The organism is Streptomyces sp. CA-210063 (genome assembly GCF_024612015.1).
Taxonomy (GTDB): domain Bacteria; phylum Actinomycetota; class Actinomycetes; order Streptomycetales; family Streptomycetaceae; genus Streptomyces.
On the sequence record NZ_CP102512.1, the window covers coordinates 5,848,723 to 5,870,254 of the forward strand.

A 21,532-nucleotide genomic window follows, 5' to 3' on the forward strand; every position below is an offset into this window, starting at 1 on the left:
GGTTCATTTGCGCAGGTCAGGTGGATTGTCAGTGGTGGGGTGCACGATGGGGGGCATGGTGAGGGCGAGGTCGGTGGTGAAGGCGGCGCGGCGGCCGGAGGTGCGGTTGTCGGTGCTGGAGGCGTACGCGGGCGGGGAGTTGGAGCCCGACGGGGACTACGACGGGCTGGAGTTCCGGGACGAGGACTTCGTCGGGCAGGACGGCGGGGGTGCCCGTTTCATGGACTGCGCGCTGACGGGCTGCGCGCTGGACGAGACGCGGCTGCGTCGCGCCCGTTTCCTCGACTGCGTCCTCACGGGGATACGGGGCGTCGGCACGCATCTGGCCGAGGCGACGTTGCGTGACGTGGAGCTGGTCGACGCGCGCCTGGGCGGGGTGCGGCTGCATGGCGCCGTGCTGGAGCGTGTCCTCGTCCGCGGCGGCAAGATCGACTATCTCAACCTGCGTGAGGCCCGGCTCAGGGACGTCGTCTTCGAGGACTGCGTGCTTGTCGAGCCGGATTTCGGGGGTGCGCGGTTGGAGCGGGTCGCGTTTGTGGGGTGCGCGTTGAAGGGGGCCGATCTGACTGGGGTGACGTTGGTCGACGTGGACCTGCGGGAGGCCGCGTCGGTGGAGATCGCCCGGGGGGTGGATCGGTTGTCGGGGGCGGTGATCAGCGCGGCTCAGTTGATGGATCTGGCGCCGGTGCTGGCGGGGGAGATGGGGATTCGGGTGGAGGGGTGAGGGGGGTGTCGGCGGGGTGGTTTTTCGCCCCCGCCGCCCCTACCCATTCCCATCCCAAGGGGCTGCCGCCCCTTCGACCCCGCACGCGATAGAGCTCGGGGGGATGGGGTTGTCGGGCGGGTGCGGGTGGGTTGGGGTTGCTCGCGCAGTTCCCCGCGCCCCTCAAAAAGCAGGGGCTGCGCCCCGTGCTTTTTGCTTTTAGGGGGCGCGGGGAACTGCGCGACGAGCCACGACGCTCCGGCACGTACCCACTCACCGATCTCACCGATCTCACCGATCTCACCGATCTCACCGATGACACCTCTCATCCCGGGCCCTAGGCGACCCTGGGGAAGCGGGCCTGGAGGGTCCAGATCGCGGGGTTCTCGCTGAGGGCGTCGTGCAGATCGCACAGGTCGGCGACGAGGTCGTGCAGGAAGTCCCTCGCTTCCTTGCGGAGCTCGGCGTGGGAGAAGGTCAGCGGCGGCTCGTCCGCCGGCATCCAGTCCGCCTCGACGTCCACCCACCCGAAGCGGCGCATGAAGAGCATGCGGTCGGTCGACTCGGTGAAGTCGAGCTCCGCGTACTGGGGCCGGGAGGCACGGGAGCCCGCCGGGTCCTGGTCCAGCTGTTCCACGATGTCGCACAGCGCCCACGCGAAGTCCAGCACCGGCACCCATCCCCAGGCTGTGGACAGCTCCCGGTCCGCCTTGGTGTCGGCGAGGTAGACGTCACCGCAGAAGAGGTCGTGTCGCAGGGCGTAGACGTCCGCGCGGCGGTAGTCGGTCTGCGGTGGATCGGGGAAGCGGTTGGAGAGGGCGTAGCCGATGTCGAGCACGTAGGCGATGGTGTCATGGCCTCATAGGATCTCCGACGTGTCCCGATCCGCACCGGTTGTCCCGGCCGCCCTGCTCACCGTCGCGCTGGCACTCACCCTCACCTCGTGCACCGAGGGCGGCGACAACGCCGATCGCGGCGGCGGGAACGCCGGCACGCGGGGCTCCGCCGGCCTGCGGGACCCGTACTTCCCGAAGCTCGGCAACGGCGGCTACGACGTCACGCACTACGACCTCACGCTCAAGTACGACCCCCCGTCCGACGCCGAGCCCGAGTCCGAGACCGACACCGGTGCCCAGTCGGTCGACCACCTGAGCGGCACCGCCGTCGTCACCGCACGGGCGACGCGCGCCCTCGACGCCTTCAACCTCGACCTGAAGGGGATGGACGTCGAGTCGGTCACCGTCGAGGGCACGGCGGCGCGGTGGAAGCGGGCGGGGCAGGAGCTCACCGTCACGCCCGAGCAGGGGCTCGACGAGGGAGAGACGTTCCGTACGACGGTGCGTTACTCGGGCACCCCGGAGACGATCACCGACCCGGACGGTTCCCGGGAGGGCTGGCTGCCGACCGCCGACGGGGTCCTCGCGCTCGGCGAACCGACGGGCTCGATGACATGGTTCCCCGGCAACCACCACCCCTCCGACAAGGCGGCCTACGACCTCACGGTGACCGTCCCCGAGGGCCTGCGGGCCGTCTCCAACGGGGAGTTGAAGAGCGAGGACACCAAGAGCGGCCGTACGACCTACTCCTGGCACACCGCCGAACCGATGGCGAGCTATGTGGTCACGATCGCGATCGGCACGTACGAGATCCGCCGCTCGACGGTGGGCGAGAAGGCGGGGGAGAGGGCGGACGAAGGGGCGGACGGGAGCGCGGACGAAGGAGCGGACGGGAGCGCGGACGACAGCGCGGAGGAGGGGGCGGGCAAGGGGGTCGGCAAGGGCGGCGGACTACCGGTGTACGTCGCCGTCGACCCGGCCCAGGCCGAGGACGGCCGTGAGGTCCTCGGCCGTATCCCGGAGGTCGTGGCGTGGGCGGAGGCGAACTTCGGCCCGTACCCCTTCTCCTCCACCGGCGCGATCGTCGACAGGCCGGGGGACGTCGCGTACGCCCTGGAGACCCAGAACCGCCCCGTCTTCCCCGGCGTCCCCGACATCTCGCTCCTCGTCCACGAGCTGGCCCACCAGTGGTACGGCAACTCCGTCACCCCCAAGACCTGGCGCGACATGTGGCTCAACGAGGGCTTCGCCACGTACGCCGAGTGGCTGTGGCAGGAGGATCACGGCGGCGACACCGCCCAGGAGATCTTCGACGCGCTCTACGAGGGCGACCACTACGAGGACGCCGCCTCGGACGAGGCCCTCTGGGACTTCCCGCCCGCGAAGCCCCCGAGCGCCGCCCGTATCTCCGACAGCCCGGTCTACGAGCGGGGCGCCATGGTCCTGCACAAGATCCGCGAGGCCATCGGCGACGACGCCTTCTTCGGCCTCCTCCAGGGCTGGGCCACCGCCCACCGCCACGGCAACGCGGACACGGCCGACTTCACCGCGTACGCCGAGAAGTACGCGAAGAAGACGGCCCCGGATGCCGATCTGACCCCGGTGTGGGAGGACTGGCTGTACGGGGAGGGCAGGCCGCCGGGGGCGTGAGCCGGGTCCTCACTTCTCGGAGGTCTCCGACTCCTGGAACTCCGCCAGCAGCCGCGGCAGTTCGGGCGGCCATACGGCCTCCTCCGCCTCGGCGAGTTCCCGGCGGCTCCACCAGCGCCAGGCCAGGATGCCCTCCTCGGCGCGCGCGGCGGCGAGGGGGCCGCCGACCGGTTCGCGGCGTGGGCCCCGGGTGACGTAGATCTGCTCGTGCTGGCGGACGGGGATGCCGGCGCGGGTGAAGTCATGCTCCCAGGTGCAGAGGAAGGCGCCCGGCTCCAGGTCCGTCCAGCCCGTCTCCTCGCGGAGCTCCCGCAGGGCACCCTCGCGCGGTGTCTCGTCCGCCTCCAGGCCGCCGCCGGGCAGGGCCCAGTGCGCGCCCACCTCGTCGTTGACGTACTGGAAGAGGAAGACCGCGCCCTCCGGGTCGAGGACGGCGACACGCGCGGCCGGGCGTCGCGTACGCAGCGTCTTGCGCAACACCGTGCAGGGACGCCCCAGTTGGCGGTCCCGGCGGTGCTCGACGACCTCGTAACCGAGGGAGGTCCAGAAGACGAGGGCGCCGGGGTTGTTGTCGAGGACGGCCAGCCGTACGGCGGTACGCCCGGCCCGCCGGAACCGTTCCTCGACGAGCGCGGCCAACTGCCGCCCGTGTCCCTGGCGTTGCACGCCCGCGTGGATGAGCAGCAGCCCGATCCACGGGTCGGGGTCGGCCGGGTCGGGATGCCGGGCGAGGGTGATGGCGCCCCCGACGACGCTGCCGTCCTCGGCGCGGGCGAGCAGGACCTCCACGTCCGGGTTGGCCAGTTCCACGCTCAGCGCCGCGCCCACCTGCTCGGGACGGATGTCGTCCGCGTCCGGGAAGTCGCCGCTCAGGGCGTAGAAGTCGCGGTTGGAGGCGTGCAGGGCGGTGAGTTCGGCGAGAAGGGGGCCGGGGATGGTCCCGTCCTCGGCCGTGCGGAGGGTTTCGAGCAGCAGCATGCCCGCACGCTATCGACCAGGTCCGACACCAGGCGGCGGGCTGAGCTTCTCGATCCCCTGTCGTGTGCCGGGAACTACAGTTCGTCCTCGGCCGCACTGGGTCCGAAGGAGGCGTGTGGAACAGCGGGTGCGTGTGCACAAGGTCCGGCTGGGCGGCGACGAGTACCGGGTGGTCAGGCCGGCCGCGTCCCCGGCACGGTTGGCGTTGCATGACGACCATCACTGGCTGTCCATGTATGCCGACCGGGGTGGCGCGGAACAGTTCGTCGCCATGTGGGCGTTGGCCGCGCGGTCCGCCCGGTCGCTGATCCATCTGCCGATCCGGGCCAACCCCGCTCCCGACGGTGTCGTCGGCGACGGTGAACCCGTCTCGCTCGACCTGGTTCTGGTCCACCACAGCTTGCGGTTTCCGACCGCCTCGTGGAAGGACGTGCGGTCACGGCTCGACGCCGGCAAGCCCCATACGACGGCCACCCCGGACCACGACTTCCCGGAGAAGGCCGCCATCGACCACCGGCGGCGGGGATACCGGTCGTACCGCGACCATCTCGCTTTCGACATCGCGGCGCACACCCTTTTCGTCGTGGGCAGCCCCACCGCGTTCCGGGAGTACGGCACCGCGCTGCGGGGCCTCGTCGACGAGGCCCCGTCGTTCCCGCACCGGTACCCGAACGCCGGGCACTTCTGTGTCGAGCTGGGCCCGGGGCCCTGGTCACGGATCCGGCACCGGCGGCGCGTACCCGCCCCGCTGCACATCCAGTACACCGCCGACTGGCGGGTGTGACGGCGCCCGAAGGCCCCCGCCGTGGCAGTGGACGTGACAGCCGAAGGCCCCGCCGCGACGGTGTGTCGCGGCGGGGCCTTCAGTGGTGTGGCGTGGGGCGATGGCCCCGGACGTCAGACGCTGACGCCGAAGTCCTGGGCGATGCCGACGAGGCCCGAGGCGTAGCCCTGGCCCACGGCGCGGAACTTCCACTCGGCGCCGTTGCGGTAGAGCTCGCCGAAGACCATGGCGGTTTCGGTGGCGGCGTCCTCGGAGAGGTCGTAGCGGGCGAGCTCGGCGCCGCCGGCCTGGTTGATGATGCGGATGTAGGCGTTGCGGACCTGGCCGAAGTTCTGCGAGCGGTTCTCCGCGTCGTAGATGGAGACCGGGAAGACGATCTTGTCGATGTCGGCGGGGAGGCCCGCCAGGTTGACGTTGATCGCCTCGTCGTCGCCCGCGCCCTCACCCGTGCGGTTGTCGCCGGTGTGGACGATGGTCTGGTCCGGCGTCTGCTTGTTGTTGAAGAAGACGAAGTGGCCGTCCGAGTAGACCTTGCCCTGGGGGTTGACCGCGATCGCGGAGGCGTCGAGGTCGAAGTCCGTGCCGGTGGTGGTGCGGACGTCCCAGCCGAGCCCCACGGTGACGGCGGTCAGGCCCGGAGCCTCCTTGGTGAGCGAGACGTTGCCACCCTTGGACAGGCTTACAGCCATGGTTGGGAGTCCTTCCCTCGTTGCTTACGTGCCTTACGGGCTTCGTGCCGGGGACGAAGCTACCTGTACCCCTATGAACGTCGGGAGGGGCGCCAGAGGTTCCTGCGGTTTTTACTTTCTTTACTCGGGGCCGGGCGGGGAAAAGCGCGTGACGTGGACCGGACATTCGCGCGACCATGGGGGCATGTCCGGTCCCCACGTCATCCGCGGCTCCGTCTCGCTTCCCGAGGCCGAGCTCATGTGGCGTTTCTCCCGGTCCTCCGGTCCCGGCGGACAACATGTCAACACCAGCGACTCGCAGGTCGAGCTGCGGTTCGACCTCGCGAACACCGAGGCGCTGCCCGAGGTGTGGAAGGCGCGGGCGCTGGAGCGGCTCGCCGGTCGGCTCGTCGACGGGGTCGTCAGCGTGCGGGCCTCCGAGCACCGTTCCCAGTGGCGAAACCGGGAGACCGCCGCCGTACGTCTCGCCGCGTTGCTCGCGGAGGCGACCGCGCCGCCGCCCAGGCCGCGGCGGGCGACCCGGATCCCGAGGGGGATCAACGAGCGGCGGCTGCGGGAGAAGAAGCAGCGGTCCGACACCAAGCGGGGGCGGTCGGGGCGCGACTGGGGGTGAGGCCAGACCCTGGGCCGCCGGACGGGTTCACCGCGGCGGCTTGGTGCAGCGGCTCGTTTCTCGCCCCCGCCGCCCCTACCCGTTCCCATCCCCAGGGGCTCTGCCCCTTCGACCCCGGGCCGACCTCTGGGGGCTGCCGCCCCCAGGCCCCCGCTGGGGATGAAGGGGTGGCTGTCGTGAGTTCGTACGTGGCGGAGCGTCGTGGCTTGTCGCGCAGTTCCCCGCGCCCCTGAAGGGGCGGAGCCCGATCAGGGGCAACCTCAGCCCAACTGCCTGTACCGGCCCCGGAAATACGTCAGCGGGCCGCCGTCCGTGCCCGGCACCCTCGTGGTCAGGACGCGGCCGATCACCAGTGTGTGGTCGCCGGCGGGCACGCGTTGTTCGGTGCGGCATTCGAGGGTGGTGAGGGCGTCGGCGATCAGGGGGGCTCCGCTGGCCTCGCCGCGGATGTACGGGATGTCCGCGAAGAGGAGGCGGTCGCTCACCCGGCCCTTCATGGCGAAGCGGCCGGCGATGGTGCGGTGGTGCTCGGAGAGGACGGAGACGGCCCACAGGGGCTGCTCGGCGAGGAGGTCGTCCATGCGGGAGCCCTCGCGGAGGCCGACCATGACGAGGGGCGGGTCGAGGGACACGGACATGAAGGACGTGGCCGTCATGCCGACGTCCTCACCACGCGGTCCCTCCGGATCCAGCGCCGGTTCGTGCGCGGTCACCAGGACCACACCCGCCGCCAGCCGGGACATCGCGGCACGGAACTCGTCTTCGCTCACCCCCTCAGCATGCCCGCCGCCGACGGGACCGGGGGCGCCAGGGGTGCCCTCCGCCGACACAGGCGAAGGTGCGAGAGGAACGGCGGAGGGAGTCGGTGTCATCGGCGGAGCCGAGGGCGGAGTCTTGGGCACGCCCGCACGCTAATCCTCGGCGACCGCCCGCCACATCGGCCCAGGGCCCGACCCTCTACCCGGACCTACGACCTAGGACGCCCACGGCACCCTTCCCACGGCCCCCTCAGGGCGGCCGACAAACCCCCGGTCAACCCCGTGCACAGTGCCTACACAGAGTTCTGAATTCTGTTCAGTAAGCGCACGAGGGAAACGCATAAACTCCACTCAATTGCTCATCTTCTGCTGTGACTTGAGTCACAGGAGCCATATTTTGTTGACCCTGTGTACCGAGTGGGCTTCGCGCTGTGATTCAGTGGCGGGGACGCTGCAAGCTGTAAGCGGGAACTGTAAGCGGAGTAAGCCCGCGAGTTACGCAGGTTACAACGACCCTGGAGCCTGGAGCTGCCACGAGATCTCGGGGGGAGGACGCATGGAATCCGAGTCGGAGCCTTACGTCCGTCTGACCACGCTGCGGCAGCTGCACCAGGTGATGGCGGACATGAACACCGCACGCAGCCTGGCCGACACGCTGCAGACCGTCGCCGACGGTGTGGTCAACGGCCTCGGGTACGAACTGGCCTGCGTGAACCTCGTCCGCCCCGACGGCGACCTGGTGGTCGCCGCCCTCTCCGGGAACTCCGCCGCCGAGGCCCTGATCAGCGGCCGCGTCGGCTCCCGCGCCTCCTGGGACCGCCGGCTGTCCATGGGCGAGTCCTGGGGTGACCTGCGGTTCATCCCGCACACCGAGGGCTGGGTGCTGGACGAGGACGACGTACCGCAGTGGTACACCGACGGGCCCGCGCCCCGCTTCGAGGACGAGTGGCACCCCTCCGACCGGCTCTTCGCGCCCATGTACACCCCGGGCGCCGGTGGTGCCTCCTGCGGTGAGCTGCTGGGGGTCATTTCCGTGGACCGGCCGCGAAACGGTCGGCGACCGGGCGCATGGGGACGAGAAGCGCTCCAGATGTACGCCTTCCAGGCCGCCATCGCGATCAGCAACGCTCGCCTTCGCGCCAACATGCAGCGTGCACTGGTCAGGCTCGAAAGGGAGCAGCAGGCGCTCCGCGCCAGCGAGGAATCCTTCCGTCAGGCCTTCGAGTACGCCCCCTCCGGCATGGCCATCGCCGAGATGGGCGGTGAGCAGCACGGCCGGATTCTCCGGACCAATGACGCGCTGTGCCGGCTGCTGGGGCGGCCCGCCTCCGCCATGCGGCGCTATTCGTTCTCCGACCTCGTCCACCCCGAGGACATAGGCACCCTGCTGCGGACCTCCGCCGAGGGCGGGCGCGCGGAGCTGCGGCTCGGGCGGCGCGACGGGACGTACGTGTGGGTGTCGCTGCGCAACAGCGTGGTCGCGGACGCCGCCGACGGGCCCCGCTTCCTGCTCACCCACGTCGAGGACATCGAGGAGCGCAAGCGGCGCGAGCTCCAGCTCGCGCACCGGGCCTCGCACGACGCGCTCACCGGCCTGCCGAACTCCGCCGAGCTGCGCTCGCGCCTCTCCGCCCGGATCTGCCAGCGCCCCCAGTCCCTCCCGGCCGGCGCGGCCGCCGACTCGATGAACGCGGCCTTCGGGCAGTTCGGGGAGCAGGGGGAGTTCGGGGAGCACGGCGCCGGCGAACAGCCGCCGCGGCTGCCGCACCCGTCGTTCGACGCGTACGAGGCCGGCGGGCACGCCTTCGACTTCCACGCGGCCGGTGGGCCGTACGACGCCTTCGATCATCATGTGCACGCCGTCGCGCCCGAGGGCGAGCGGGACGACGGGACCAAGGGGCTCGCGGTGCTCTTCTGCGACCTCGACGGGTTCAAGTCGATCAACGACCGGTTCGGGCACAACGCGGGCGACGCCGTCCTCATCGAGGTGGCCCGGCGGCTCAGCCGGGGCGTGCGCGACGGTGACACCGTGGCGCGGCTCGGCGGTGACGAGTTCGTCGTCCTCGCCGACGGCCTCGGCCGCGCCGACGCCCAGGACCTCGCCGTACGCCTCCGTAACGAGATCATCCAGCCGATCCGGGTGGACGGCCGCGCGATGCGCGTCGGTGCCAGTTTCGGCATCGGATGGGCGCACTGCGGCATCACGGCGGACGAGGTGTTGAAATCAGCTGACGAGCGGATGTACGTCGAGAAACGATCTCGTCCCAGGCAGCACCGGCGGGCCGGATAGCGGCCCGGAGTGACCCCGCGCACGGCCGGAGTGACGCCGGTGACAGTCGGAGAGATGCCCAGGTCAGAGCCTGATCACGGCTGGAAAACACCTGGTGGGCGGTGCGTCGGCGGGACGATGAGGTCTGAGTCACCTGTTTGGGCCAGCCCGAGCGGGTAGGCTCGCTCTCCTGCACCCCCACGCAACCACCCGCCACCCGTACGCGTATGTACCGCACCGCTGAGGAGACCTAGGGATGACGCCCGGCAACAACGGCGCGAGCACGCCCGAGGACGACGACCCGTTCGGCTACCTCTACGCCGACGGGCAGGCCCGAGGAGCCCAGCCGCCCAGCGCGAGTTACGGCTACCCGAACGCGGTCAACCGGGCGCGACCGGTCGGCGAACGCCAGTACGGGCAGCAGACCCAGCAGGCTCCGCAGGCCCCCACGGCGCAGTACGGACAGGTCCCGCAGCAGCAGGCGCCGTACGGCCAGCAGCAGGGCGGCCCCGGCCAGCCGAACGCGCACTACCAGGCTCCCGAGAGCTTCCCCGGCGGCGCCACGACGACCCGTCAGCAGGGGTACGGCAACGGCGGGGGCGGTGGCCGCGGCCGTGGCCCCAACACCAAGGGCCTCCTCATCGGCGCGATCGCCGTCGTGGCCGCCGTGGTGATCGGCATCGGCGTCGCCATGCTCGGCGGCGACGACGAGAACGCCTCCGGCAACGACACCGGCGCCTCGACCACGCCCACCACCGAGGAGAGCAAGGACCCCAGCCCGTCGGCCAGCAAGTCGTCGGACGCGCAGACGGCCGAACTGCCGAAGGCCGAGGCGAAGACCCTCCTCCTCGGCGGCACCGCCAGCCTCGACTCCTCGATCCCCGGCGCCAAGTCGGACGGCGGCTTCTACGTCACCAACTTCAACTCGGTCGGCTCGTCCATCACGTGGAAGGTCGACGACGTCCCGAAGGCCACGTCCTACCGGCTGTACGTCGTCTACGGCGTCCCCGGCAAGGACGGCAACGCGACGCTCACGGTGAATGGCACGGCCCAGAGCCGCGCGCTCAACCTCAAGAACTTCGCGAACGCCCCGGAGGGCGACTACCAGAAAGGCTGGACGTACACCTGGGCGTCCGTCCAGCTCAACAAGGGTACGAACGAGATCAAGATCTCCTGCGAGGACGGCAACTCCTGCGACGTGAACCTGGACCAGCTGTACCTGAAGAACGGCTGATCCCGGACACGGTCCGCGCCTGAGACAAGGACGCGCTCAGGCCGCCGTGACCTCCCCCGTTACCGTCACCTGCCCCAGCAGCTCCTCGTACGTCTCGCGGTCGAACTCGCCCGCCACCGGCGTCAGCACGGTCGCCGCCGAGAGGGCGGTCGCGCGGGCCAGGCGGTCCGGCCAGGGGAGGCGGTCGACGAGGCCCGACAGCAGGCCCGCGACCGCCGAGTCGCCCGCGCCGGTGGGGTTGCCCCGGAAGCGGCGGGGCGGGATCGCACGCCAGTGGCCTTCGGGGGTGTGGGCGAGGAGGCCGTCGGGGCCCAGGGAGGCGACGACCGACTGGGCGCCGCGGCCGCGGGCGTCGAGGGCGGCCCGGACGGGCTCGTGGGAGCCGGTGAGTTCGGCCAGTTCGTCGGCGTTCGGCTTCACCAGGTCCGGGCGGGCCGCCACCCCGCGACGCAACGGCTCGCCGCTCGTGTCCAGCAGGACGGGGACGGCGAGGGTACGGGCCGTACGGATCAGGCCCGCGTACGCGCCCACCGGCACCCCCGGCGGCAGACTGCCGCACAGGGCCACCACCGAGGCGGAGCGCAGCAGATCGACGTACGCCTCCTGGAAGGCGGACCACTCGGCGGGGGCGATGAGCGGGCCCGGTTCGTTGAGCTGAGTCGTGTCACCGCTCGCGTCGGCCACGGCGATCGTCCGACGCGTCGCTCCCTCGACCGGGACCAGCGCGTCCACGACACGCGGTGTGTGGGTGAGCTGGTCCTGGACGGCCCGGCCGGTCGCGCCGCCGACGAAGCCGGTCACCGTCACCTCGTGGCCGAGCGCCGCGAGCACGCGGGCCACGTTCAGGCCCTTGCCGCCGGGCCGTTCGGTCACATCGGTCACCCGGTGCGTGGCGTGGGGACTCAGGTCCCGTACGCGGTAGGTGATGTCGAGAGCGGTGTTCAGCGTGACCGTGAGGATCACCTGGGCCTACCCCCCTTGAGATTCGACTGCGCGCGTTCGGTCGTCACTGACCAGAATGCGATCGTCGGAAGCTGTTGCGGAGGCTCGATCATGCCAAAAAGAGCGGCGGTCGGCCCAGTCCCCCGGGCCAACCGCCGCATTGCTCACCACATGCCAACAACCGGGCCGATCAGGTCAGTTGGGGCGCCTTCACCCACTCGCCCTTCCGCAGCACACCCTTGAGCTCGAAGTCCGCGTCGAGGAGTACGAGGTCGGCGTCCTTGCCCGGTTCCAGGGAGCCCACGCGGTCGTAGAGGCCGAGGAGCTTCGCCGGGTTGGCGGAGAGGGCGGCGACGGCGTCCTCGACCGGGATGCGGTCGAGGGTGACGGCGCGGTTGAAGGCGCGGTCCTGGGTGAGGGTCGAGCCCGCGATGGAGCCGCCCTCCACCAGACGGGCCACACCGTCCACGACCTCGACCGCCTGCGGGCCGAGCGAGTAGAGGCCGTCGCCGAAGCCGGCCGCGTCCATGGCGTCGGTGATGAACGCGACCCGGTCGGCGCCCGCGTGACGGAACGCCAGCTGGAGGGAGGCCGGGTGCAGATGCGTACCGTCGTTGATCAGTTCGACCGTGATCCGCTCGTCCTCCAGGAGCGCCGCGATCGGGCCGGGCTCGCGGTGGCCGAGCGGGGGCATCGCGTTGAACAGGTGGGTCGCCACGGTCGCGCCCGCGTCGATGGCCTGAACCGTCTGTTCGTACGTCGCGTCCGTGTGGCCGATCGCCGCGATGACGCCGTGTTCGGCGAGGAGGCGTACGGAGTCGAGGCCGCCGGGGAGTTCGGTGGCCAGCGTGACCATGGCCGCCCTGCCGCGTGCCGCGTCGATCAGTTTGCGGACGTCCGCCGGGTCGGGGTCGCGGAGGAGTTCCTCGGAGTGCGCGCCCTTGCGGCAGGGGGAGATGAACGGGCCCTCGAAGTGGACGCCGGCGATGTCGCCCTGCTCGGCCAGCTCGGAGAGGAGGCCGGCGCGGTGGGCGAGGCCGTCCATGTCGCCGGTGACGGTGGAGGCGACGAGGGTGGTGGTGCCGTGGAGGCGGTGGGTGTGGATGCCTTTCAGTACTTCGTCGACGGTGCCTGAGGTGAAGGAGGCTCCGCCTCCGCCGTGGTTGTGGATGTCGATGAAGCCGGGGACCACCCAGTGGGCACGGACGTCGATGGTGTGGGCGTTCTCGGGGGCGCGTGCGGTGATTTTCGTGCCGTCGATGATCACTCGGCTGTTTTTCACCGTGCCAGTGGGGAGGACGACGTTGGCGCCTTCGAGGACGTAGGGGCCCTTGAGTGGCGGCTGCGGGTTTGTGGGGGCTGGTCGCGCAGTTCCCCGCGCCCCTTTGGGGGCGCTGGTCGTACCGGAGTCGGGACGTTGCTGTTGGGGGGGCATCAGGTGCGTACCTCCGAAGGGGCCGTGGGGGTGATGAGGTCCCAGGCCATGAGGCCGGCGCCCAGGGAGCCGGCGGTGTCGCCGAGGGTGGCGGGGACGATGGCCGGCACCTTCTGGAAGGTGACGCGGTGGCGGATGGCGGTGCGCAGGGGGGTGAACAGGGTGTCACCGGCCTCGGCGAGGCCGCCGCCGATGATGAGGGTGCGGGGGTCAAGCAGGGTGAGGGCGGTGACGAGGCCGTCGGCGAGGGCGTCGACGGCGTGCTGCCAGACGGCGTCGGCGCGCGGGTCGCCCGACTCGACGGCCTTGGCGCAGTCCGCCGCGTCGGCCCCGGGGTCGCCGGAGGCCTCCGCCCAGGCCTGGCTGACGGCCGCCGCCGAGGCGAACCGTTCCAGACAGCCGTGCTGGCCGCAGGGACACGGAGTGCCCCCGGGCCGTACGACGATATGGCCGATCTCGCCCGCGAAGCCGTGGGCGCCCGCCTCCACCCGGCCGTCGACGCCGATCGCACCGGCGATCCCGGTGCCGAGCGCCACGAAGAGGAAGCGGTCCGCGCCCCGGCCCGCGCCCACGCGCCCCTCGGCGAGCCCGCCGGTGCGCACGTCGTGGCCGAGGGCGACCGGGATGCCGCCGAGGCGCTCGGCGAGCAGCGCGCGCAGCGGGACGTCACGCCAGCCGAGGTTGGCGGCGTAGACGGCTATGCCCTGCTCGGAGTCGACGATGCCGGGCACGGCGACCCCGGCGGCGGCCGCGGGCTCGCCGAAGCGCCGCTCGCCGTAGGCGCGCAGCTCGGCGGCGAAGTCGAGGATGGACGCGACGACGGCGTCCGGCCCGCGCTCGCGTCCGGTGGCGAGCCGTGCCTGGTGCAGCAGCTCGCCGCCCATCCCGACCAGCGCGGCCTTCATCCCGGTGCCGCCCACATCGAGGGCGATGACATGTCTCACGGGGGACAGTGTGACCCTTCGACCCATGAGAGGTCTAGTCCACTTACGTGGTGTAGACCTTATGGAGAAGTTCGAGAAGTTGAGAGATTAACGGCCTTGGACGCAGGGCCGGTGATCCAGGCTGTTGTGCGCGGGGCCGTACGACAGGTTGGGGCAGTACGAGTGCGACAGTGGCAGCGGCGGACGAAGACCGGCGTCAGGAGCAGCGGAACAGCGGCACTCGCCGCACTGACCGCGCTGGGACTGATGGCGACGCTTGCGGGCTGCGGTGCCTCGGAGGCCGACGGTCCGGGCGTCACCCTGAAGCTGGTCGCCGCCGACTACGGCGACTCGAAGGCGAACAGCTCCCAGAAGTACTGGGACGCGCTCGTCAAGGCGTACGAGAAGGACAACCCGGGGATCACGGTCGACGTCAGCGTCCACTCCTGGAACGACGTCGACCGCAAGGTCAAGGAGATGGTCGCCGCCGGTGAGGCGCCCGACCTGGCGCAGATCGGCACCTACGCCGACTACGCCTCCGCCGGCCGGCTCTACGAGGTCGACGACCTGCTCTCCATCCCCGTCCAGGCCGGTTTCCTCCCCCAGCTCGCCGACGCGGGCAAGATACGGCGGGTCGCGTACGGGATGCCGTTCGCCGCGTCCACCCGCGTCCTCTTCTACAACAAGAAGCTCTTCGCCGAGGCGGGCATCGACAGCGCCCCGCGCAGCTGGAGCGAGCTGGCGGCCGACGCGGAGACCCTCGACAAGGCCGGGGTCGAGACGCCGTACGCGCTGCCGCTCGGGCCCGAGGAGGCCCAGGCCGAGACCATGCAGTGGCTGCTCAGCGGCGGGGCCGGCTACACCGACGACGTCGGCACCTACCGGCTCGACTCCGAGGAGAACGTCCGGACCTTCACCTGGCTCAAGGACAAGCTCGTCGACAAGGGCCTCACCGGGCCCACGGCCCCCGCCGAGCTCAACCGCGCCGACGCGTTCGCCGCGTTCGCGCGCGGCGAGGTCGGCATGCTCAACGGTCACCCCAGCCTGATGCGCATGGCCGCCGACCAGGGCGTCGAGTACGGCACGGCCGCCATGCCCGGCGTCGACGGCCGGGAGCACGCCACGATGGGGGTCGCCGACTGGATGATGGCCTTCAAGCAGAACGGCCACGGTGACGAGATCGGCGACTTCCTCGACTTCGTCTACAGCGACGAGAACGTGCTCGCCTTCTCCCGCGAGTACGACCTGCTGCCGGTGACCGCGTCCGCGTCCGAGGCCATGGCCTCGGACAAGGACGACGTCGGCCTCACGCCGTTCCTCGACGAGCTTCCCAACGCCGAGCTGCCGCCCGTCGGCAAGACGTCCTGGGCGGACGTCAGCGCGGCGGTCAAGGAGCAGATCGGGCGGGCGGTGCGGCCGGACGCGAAGCCGCGGGCGGTGCTGGAGCAACTGCAGCAGACGGCGACTGTGGCGGACCGCGAGGACTGAGGGGGCCGCCGGGCCGCCGGGCGCCTATGAGCTCGGGGGGTTCGGTTGTTCGGCGGGTGCGGGTGGTGTGTGGTTGCTCGCGCAGTTCCCCGCGCCCCTAAAAGGCCCCCGGGCGCGACCCATGCCGTCAAGGGGCGCGGGGAACTGCGCGACCAGCCCCCACCCACCCGCACTCGCCACACAACCGCACCCCCCGAGCTCCCCGGCGCAATGTCCCACCCCTCCGTTACCGTGTCCGCATGGATGAGCTCAACGCGCGCGAACAGGCCATCCTCGCGCTGGAGCGCCAGGGCTGGCCGGGGCCGGGGGCGAAGGAGCGGGCCGTACGGGAGCGCCTGGGCCTGGCCCCGGTGCGCTACTACCAGCTGCTCAACGCCCTGCTCGACGACGAGCGCGCCCTCGCCCACGACCCGGTGACGGTGAACCGGCTGCGGAGAGTGCGGGAGGCCCGCCGGGCCGAGAGATGACGGATAGGGTCGGACCCATGGGCAGCCACAAGGACGCAGAGAACCCCAAGGCCACCTTGCCGACCCCCGTGACCCCGGCCGGACGGGAGGCGCTGGACGCGATCCTCGCCGGCCCCGGCCGTACGGTGATCGCGCTCGACTTCGACGGCACCCTCGCCCCGATCGTGCCCGACCCCGAACAGGCCCGCGCCCACCCCGACGCGGTGGCCGCGCTGGCCGCGCTCGCCCCCAAGGTCGCCTCCGTCGCCGTGGTGACCGGCCGCCCGGCCGCTGTCGCCGTCCGCCACGGCGGCTTCGCCGGCGTCCCCGGCCTGGAACACCTCGTGGTCCTCGGCCACTACGGCGCCGAGCGCTGGGACGCCGTCACCGGCACGGTCAGCGCCCCCGCCCCGCACCCCGGCGTCGCCGCCGTCCGTGCCGAACTGCCCGGCTTCCTCGACCGCGTCGGCGCCTGGCAGGGCACCTGGATCGAGGAGAAGGGCCGAGCGCTGGCCGTCCACACCCGCCGCGCCACCGACCCCCAGGCCGCCTTCGAAGCACTCCGCGCCCCTCTGACCGACCTCGCCACCCGCCACGGCCTCATCGTCGAACCCGGCCGCATGGTCCTCGAACTCCGCCCCCCGGGCATGGACAAGGGCGTCGCCCTCCGCGACCACCTGAAGGAAACCGCCGCCGGCTCGGTCCTCTACGCCGGCGACGACCTGGGCGACCTCCCCGCCTTCGCCACCATCGAAAAGCTACGGACCGAGGGCACCCCGGGCCTGCTGGTCTGCAGCGGCAGCCCGGAGGTCACCGAGCTGTCGGAGAGGGCGGACGTGGTGGTGGACGGCCCGCAGGGAGTCGTCCACCTACTGGCGGCAATCGCCGAGCACCTATGACGAGAGGGCGAGCCCTGTGCTTTTAGGGGCGCGGGGCTGTGTCGATTGCGGCTCCGCCGCGTGGGCGCGACCAGCCACAACGGACCCGCACCCGCCGAACAACCTCGCCCCCCGAGCTATCAGGCGCCCTCCAACGCCCGCAACTGATCCAAGAACCACTGCGTCGGCGGCAACGCGGTAGCCGCCGCAGCCAACCGCTTCGTCCGCTCCGCCCTCTCACCCGCCGCCATCGACAACGCCTGATGCAGAGCGACAGCCGTACCGACCACGTCGTACGGGTTCACCACCACCGAGTCGTCACCCAGCTCCTCGTACGCCCCGGCCTCCCGCGACAGCACCAGCACGCACCCCTCCTCGGACACCACCGGCACCTCCTTGGCGACGAGGTTCATACCGTCCCGGATGGGGTTCACCAGCGCGACGTCGGCCAGCCGGTACGCCGCCAGCGACCGTGCGAAGTCGTCCTTCACATGGAGCACGACCGGGGTCCAACCAGGCGTCCCGTACCGCTCGTTGATCTCGTCCGCGACCCGCTGGACCTCGGCGGTGTAGTCCCGGTACACCGCGAGGTCCTGCCGGGACGGGTAGGCGAAGGCGACGTGCACGACGCGCTCGCGCCAGGACGGCTGGTCGTCGAGGAGCTGCCGGTAGGCGAGCAGGCCGCGCACGATGTTCTTGGACAACTCCGTGCGGTCCACGCGGACGATCGTGCGGCGCGGGCTGCCGTCGGGGGCCGTCCCGATCTGCTCCCGCAGCGCGGCGATGCGGTCGTCGACGTCCGGCTGGTGGGCGCGGGCCCGCAGGAAGTCCGCGTCGGCGCCCAGGCCGTGCACGCCGATCCGGGTGCCGGACGGGATCCCGGGGCCCAGTACGGCGTGACAGCACTCCGTGAACGCGTCCGCCCACCGCTGCGTGAGGAACGCGGCCCGGTCGGCGCCGAGGATCCCGCCGAGCACCTGCGCGGCGATGTCGTCGGGCAGCAGCCGGAAGTAGTCGACCGGCGCCCACGGGGTGTGCGAGAAGTGGCCGATCCGCAGGTCGGGGCGGAGTGCGCGCAGCATCCGGGGGACCAGGGCCAGGTGGTAGTCCTGGACGAGCACGGCCGCGCCCTGCGCCGCCTCCTCCGCGAGCGCCTCGGCGAAGGCGTGGTTGTACGTCTCGTACGACGCCCACCGGCGCCGGAACTCCGCGTCGAAGGCGGGCTCCAGTGGGGTCTGGTAGAGCATGTGGTGCACGAACCACAGCGTGGAGTTGGCCACGCCGTTGTACGCGTCGTGGTGCACGTCGGCGGGGATGTCGAGCATGCGGACGCCGGGCTCGCCGACCCCGCGTCGTACGGCCTCGCGGTCGCCGTCGCCCAGTGCGGAACACACCCAGACCGCGCCTGCCTCCGAGTCGATCGCGGAGAGGCCGGACACCAGTCCGCCCCCGCCGCGCTTGGACGTGAGTTCGCCGGTCTTCTCGTCCAGCGCGTACGAGACGGGGCCTCGGTTGGAGGCGACGAGGATGCGCGCGCCGTGCGTTGATGCCATACGGCTCACCCTAGCCAGCGGCCGAACCGGTCAAACGTACGGTTCGGCCGTATACAGGAGCGCCTACAGGGGTGGGGGGTGCGTGTGGGACGGCGGGTGCGAGTCCGTCGTGGCTGATCGCGCAGTTCCCCGCGCCCCTGAAAAGCAGGGGCTGCGCCCCTGGCTTTTCGGCCCGCAGCCCCGTCGTCTTTCAGGCCCGCAGGGGCCTGATCTTTTAGGGGCGCGGGGAACTGCGCGAGCAACCCCCACTCACCCGCAGCCGCCAGACAACCCCACGACCCTCCTCGATCACGCGGCCCTTCGTCGCACGTACTCCGCGATCTCCACCATCGGCGGCCGCTCCTCCAGATCCACCGAATACGTACGGGGCTCGAAGCCCTCCGCCCCCCGCTCGAACTGCGTCAGGACGGGACGGATCAGGTGGCCCCGGGCCAGCCGGAGTTGCGCGGTGCGGTAAATGGCCGCGGACATACGGCCCAGGGCCGCACCGTCCTGGTGGCGGTGTTTGCGGACGCCGACGTCGACCTGGGCGAGGGCGTCGAGGCCGACCAGGTGGAGCGCGTCGACCAGCATGCCCAGTTCGATGCCGTAGCCCACCGGGAAGGGCAGCTGTTCCAGCAGGGAGCGGCGGGCCGCGTACTCGCCGCCGAGGGGCTGGACGAAGCCGGCCAGCTGGGGCCAGTGCATGTTGAGCAGGGGGCGGGCCATGAGTTCCGTCACCCGGCCGCCCTGGCCGGCCGCCGAGCCGAGGGGGCGGTCGTACATCGCCTTGACGAGGTCGACGCCGGGGTCGGTCAGCAGGGGGCCGACGATCCCGGAGACGAAGTCGGACGAGAACTCCTTGAGGTCCGCGTCTATGAAGCAGACGATGTCGCCCGTCGTCACCAACAAGGACCGCCACAGCACCTCGCCCTTGCCGGGCAGGGCCGGGAGGCGGGGCAGGATCTCGTCACGGTGGACCACCCTCGCCCCGGCCGCCGCGGCGACCTCGGACGTACGGTCGGTCGAACCGGAGTCGACGACCACGATCTCGTCGACGAGCGGAACCTGCCGCATGAGGTCATGACGGATGATCGCGACGATGTCGCCGACCGTCTCCTCCTCGTTCAGCGCGGGCAGGACGACGCTGACCGTCCGGCCCGTGGCTCGTTTGGCAGCCATGATCTTGTGGAGCGGGCGGTCGGACATGGACCAGGAGCGGGTGCTCAGCCAGCGCTCGACTTCCTTCAGCACAGTGCGCGGCTCCTCTGCGTTCATCTCGCGGTTCGGACAGCTTCCTCAACTGTCCTGGCCTTCGGTTACAGTCTTGGACAACGCTGGTGACCATCACATGTCATGGCTCGTCCGCGTATACAACCAAATACCGCTCATCCAGAGGGGCAGAGGGATACGGCCCGTTGAAGCCCCGGCAACCCTCCAGCCGGTCTCGTGACGATCACTGCCGATCGCACCGCGAGGCTCCCGGCTCGGGAAGGTGCCAAATCCGTCTCACGGCGAAGTGCGTCGTGAGGAAGATGAGGAGAAAGGGCCTCGCCTCACATGGCTGCGCAGACTGTTGCAAGCACCACCGACACCACCACCGGTTCGGCTACCTCCACCGTAGACCTCGGCCCCGCCGCCGCGCTCAGCTGTCGCGAGTGCGGTCACCGCGTCCCCCTCGGACCGGTCTTCGCCTGCGAGGAGTGTTTCGGGCCGCTGGAGATCGCGTACGACTACTCCGCATACGAAACGGAGGAGCTGCGCAAGCGCATCGAGTCCGGCCCCGCGAACATCTGGCGGTACGCGCCCCTCCTGCCCGTCCCCGCCGACGTGGCCACCAAGCCGAACATCAACCCCGGCTGGACCCAGCTCGTCAAGGCCGACAACCTGGCGCGTGAGCTGGGCGTGACCGGCGGTCTGTACATCAAGGACGACTCCGGCAACCCGACGCACTCCTTCAAGGACCGCGTCGTCGCCCAGGCCCTGGAGGCCGCCCGCGCCTTCGGCTTCACCACCCTCTCCTGCTCCTCCACCGGCAACCTCGCCGGTGCCGTCGGCGCCGCCGCCGCGCGCGCCGGCCTCCGGTCCTGCGTGTTCATCCCGCACGACCTGGAGCAGGGCAAGGTCGTCATGGCCGCCATCTACGGCGGCGAGCTCGTCGGTATCGAGGGCAACTACGACGACGTGAACCGCTTCTGCTCCGAGCTGATCGGCGACCCGGCCGGCGAGGGCTGGGGCTTCGTGAACGTCAACCTGCGGCCGTACTACGCGGAGGGCTCCAAGACCCTCGCGTACGAGATCTGCGAGCAGCTCGGCTGGCAGCTGCCCGACCAGCTGGTCGTCCCCATCGCCTCCGGCTCCCAGCTCACGAAGATCGACAAGGGTCTGCAGGAGCTGATCAAGCTCGGGCTCGTCGAGGACAAGCCGTACAAGATCTTCGGTGCGCAGGCGGAGGGGTGCTCGCCGGTGTCGGTGGCCTTCAAGGCGGGGCACGACGTCGTACGGCCGCAGAAGCCGAACACGATCGCGAAGTCGCTCGCGATCGGTAACCCGGCGGACGGGCCGTATGTGCTCGACATCGCTCGGCGTACGGGTGGGGCCGTGGAGGACGTGAACGATGAGCAGGTCGTCGAGGCGATCAAGCTCCTGGCGCGGACCGAGGGCATTTTCGCGGAGACGGCGGGTGGTGTGACCGTCGGCGTCACGAAGAAGCTCATCGAGGACGGGGTTCTCGACCCCTCGCTGACCACGGTTGTACTCAACACCGGCGATGGTCTGAAGACGTTGGACGCGGTGGCCGGGACCGGGCTGACCGCGACTATTCGGCCCAACCTTGAATCGTTCCGCGAGGCTGGTCTTGCGTAAGACCGGTTAGTCGCTTGGCTGCGGGCAGGTGGGGGCTTGTCGCGCAGTTCCCCGCGCCCCTGACCCTGCTGCACGTACCCGGAGGTTTCACGTCATGTCTGTCAACGTTCGCATCCCCACCATCCTTCGCACCTACACCGGCGGCAAGGCCGAGGTGACTGCGGAAGGGGGCACCCTCGCCGAAGTCATCGCCGACCTCGAGAAGAACCACAACGGGATCGCCGCCCGGGTCCTGGACGATCAGGGCAAGTTGCGGCGGTTCGTGAATGTGTACGTGAATGACGATGATGTCCGGTTCGAGCAGGGGCTGGAGACGGCTACGCCGGACGGTGCGGGCGTGTCGATCATCCCGGCGGTCGCCGGCGGCTGACCCGTGGTCAGTACCCGTCGGTAGTAACCGTCGGTAACGCTGATTACCGAGTGTTCATCGAATTGCCCCCTCCGCGAGAGAAGCGGAGGGGGCAATTCTCTATGATTGAGCACGGTAGAGTTGGGGAACCCGGATCGAC

At 70.8% G+C, this 21,532-nt stretch carries 20 protein-coding genes and 1 riboswitch; of the genes, 11 read left to right on the forward strand and 9 right to left on the reverse strand.

The features are described 5' to 3' along the window. Positions 1–55: 55 nt before the first annotated feature. Entirely contained in the window at positions 56–724 is a 669-nt protein-coding gene (locus JIX56_RS25570) for a pentapeptide repeat-containing protein (RefSeq protein ID WP_257543922.1), read from the forward strand. A gap of 316 nt (positions 725–1,040) precedes the next feature. Here the strand turns inward: JIX56_RS25570 and JIX56_RS25575 are convergent, their stop codons facing one another. Further along, positions 1,041–1,541, reverse strand: coding sequence for a hypothetical protein (locus JIX56_RS25575; RefSeq protein WP_257543924.1), 501 nt, complete (start codon positions 1,539–1,541; stop codon positions 1,041–1,043). 7 nt (positions 1,542–1,548) lie between these two features. Between JIX56_RS25575 and JIX56_RS25580 the strand changes: the two genes are divergently transcribed. After that, positions 1,549–3,189 carry a M1 family metallopeptidase gene (locus JIX56_RS25580; protein ID WP_257543926.1) on the forward strand — a complete coding sequence of 547 codons (1,641 nt, stop codon included), beginning with the start codon at positions 1,549–1,551 and terminating at the stop codon, positions 3,187–3,189. 9 nt (positions 3,190–3,198) lie between these two features. Here the strand turns inward: JIX56_RS25580 and JIX56_RS25585 are convergent, their stop codons facing one another. Beyond that, positions 3,199–4,167: a bifunctional GNAT family N-acetyltransferase/NUDIX hydrolase gene (locus JIX56_RS25585; protein WP_257543928.1), complete on the reverse strand. Its 969-nt coding sequence runs from the start codon at positions 4,165–4,167 to the stop codon at positions 3,199–3,201. A gap of 115 nt (positions 4,168–4,282) precedes the next feature. On the opposite strand from JIX56_RS25585, the gene JIX56_RS25590 reads away from it, so the two are divergent. Next, the gene (locus JIX56_RS25590) at positions 4,283–4,951 is read left to right on the forward strand and encodes a hypothetical protein (RefSeq protein ID WP_257543930.1); all 669 of its coding nucleotides are present in this window, start codon (positions 4,283–4,285) and stop codon (positions 4,949–4,951) included. 113 nt (positions 4,952–5,064) lie between these two features. On the opposite strand, the gene JIX56_RS25595 is transcribed toward JIX56_RS25590, so the two are convergent. Next, the gene (locus JIX56_RS25595; protein WP_257543932.1) at positions 5,065–5,640 is read right to left on the reverse strand and encodes a TerD family protein; all 576 of its coding nucleotides are present in this window, start codon (positions 5,638–5,640) and stop codon (positions 5,065–5,067) included. Between the two features lie 184 nt (positions 5,641–5,824). On the opposite strand from JIX56_RS25595, the gene arfB reads away from it, so the two are divergent. Further along, the gene (gene arfB, locus JIX56_RS25600; protein ID WP_257543934.1) at positions 5,825–6,253 is read left to right on the forward strand and encodes an alternative ribosome rescue aminoacyl-tRNA hydrolase ArfB; all 429 of its coding nucleotides are present in this window, start codon (positions 5,825–5,827) and stop codon (positions 6,251–6,253) included. 260 nt (positions 6,254–6,513) lie between these two features. On the opposite strand, the gene JIX56_RS25605 is transcribed toward arfB, so the two are convergent. Beyond that, the gene (locus JIX56_RS25605; RefSeq protein WP_257551107.1) at positions 6,514–7,125 is read right to left on the reverse strand and encodes a flavin reductase family protein; all 612 of its coding nucleotides are present in this window, start codon (positions 7,123–7,125) and stop codon (positions 6,514–6,516) included. 442 nt (positions 7,126–7,567) lie between these two features. Between JIX56_RS25605 and cdgB the strand changes: the two genes are divergently transcribed. Both cdgB and JIX56_RS25615 read left to right on the forward strand, forming a co-directional pair. Continuing rightward, entirely contained in the window at positions 7,568–9,301 is a 1,734-nt protein-coding gene (cdgB, locus tag JIX56_RS25610; protein ID WP_257543936.1) for a diguanylate cyclase CdgB, read from the forward strand. 235 nt (positions 9,302–9,536) lie between these two features. Beyond that, on the forward strand, positions 9,537–10,514 hold the full coding sequence (locus JIX56_RS25615) for a CBM35 domain-containing protein (protein WP_257543938.1): 978 nt from the start codon (positions 9,537–9,539) through the stop codon (positions 10,512–10,514). Positions 10,515–10,550: 36 nt separating this feature from the next. Here the strand turns inward: JIX56_RS25615 and JIX56_RS25620 are convergent, their stop codons facing one another. The 3 genes from JIX56_RS25620 to JIX56_RS25630 form a co-directional block, all read right to left on the reverse strand. Next, the gene (locus tag JIX56_RS25620; RefSeq protein ID WP_257543939.1) at positions 10,551–11,477 is read right to left on the reverse strand and encodes a 1-phosphofructokinase; all 927 of its coding nucleotides are present in this window, start codon (positions 11,475–11,477) and stop codon (positions 10,551–10,553) included. 169 nt (positions 11,478–11,646) lie between these two features. Continuing rightward, a complete protein-coding gene (gene nagA, locus JIX56_RS25625; protein ID WP_257543941.1) occupies positions 11,647–12,891 on the reverse strand; it encodes an N-acetylglucosamine-6-phosphate deacetylase in 1,245 nt (414 codons plus the stop codon). Beyond that, entirely contained in the window at positions 12,891–13,862 is a 972-nt protein-coding gene (locus JIX56_RS25630) for an ROK family protein (RefSeq protein WP_257543943.1), read from the reverse strand. Before JIX56_RS25630 ends, nagA begins: the two co-directional genes overlap by 1 nt. 219 nt (positions 13,863–14,081) lie before the next feature. Between JIX56_RS25630 and JIX56_RS25635 the strand changes: the two genes are divergently transcribed. From JIX56_RS25635 to otsB, 3 genes are all read left to right on the forward strand, one after another. Beyond that, positions 14,082–15,302: an extracellular solute-binding protein gene (locus JIX56_RS25635; RefSeq protein ID WP_257551109.1), complete on the forward strand. Its 1,221-nt coding sequence runs from the start codon at positions 14,082–14,084 to the stop codon at positions 15,300–15,302. A gap of 239 nt (positions 15,303–15,541) precedes the next feature. After that, positions 15,542–15,769, forward strand: a complete 228-nt coding sequence (locus JIX56_RS25640; RefSeq protein ID WP_257543945.1) for a DUF3263 domain-containing protein — start codon at positions 15,542–15,544, stop codon at positions 15,767–15,769. 17 nt (positions 15,770–15,786) lie between these two features. Continuing rightward, entirely contained in the window at positions 15,787–16,647 is an 861-nt protein-coding gene (gene otsB, locus JIX56_RS25645; RefSeq protein ID WP_257543947.1) for a trehalose-phosphatase, read from the forward strand. A gap of 119 nt (positions 16,648–16,766) precedes the next feature. Here the strand turns inward: otsB and JIX56_RS25650 are convergent, their stop codons facing one another. Further along, on the reverse strand, positions 16,767–18,179 hold the full coding sequence (locus JIX56_RS25650) for an alpha,alpha-trehalose-phosphate synthase (UDP-forming) (protein ID WP_257543949.1): 1,413 nt from the start codon (positions 18,177–18,179) through the stop codon (positions 16,767–16,769). A 288-nt stretch (positions 18,180–18,467) separates the two neighbouring features. After that, positions 18,468–19,412, reverse strand: a complete 945-nt coding sequence (locus tag JIX56_RS25655) for a glucosyl-3-phosphoglycerate synthase (RefSeq protein ID WP_257543951.1) — start codon at positions 19,410–19,412, stop codon at positions 18,468–18,470. Positions 19,413–19,543: 131 nt separating this feature from the next. Then, a riboswitch (SAM riboswitch) is annotated at positions 19,544–19,700 on the forward strand. 18 nt (positions 19,701–19,718) lie between these two features. On the opposite strand from JIX56_RS25655, the gene thrC reads away from it, so the two are divergent. Then, the gene (gene thrC / locus JIX56_RS25660; protein WP_257543953.1) at positions 19,719–21,023 is read left to right on the forward strand and encodes a threonine synthase; all 1,305 of its coding nucleotides are present in this window, start codon (positions 19,719–19,721) and stop codon (positions 21,021–21,023) included. 94 nt (positions 21,024–21,117) lie between these two features. Then, entirely contained in the window at positions 21,118–21,393 is a 276-nt protein-coding gene (locus JIX56_RS25665) for a MoaD/ThiS family protein (RefSeq protein ID WP_257543955.1), read from the forward strand. Positions 21,394–21,532: the final 139 nt, after the last annotated feature.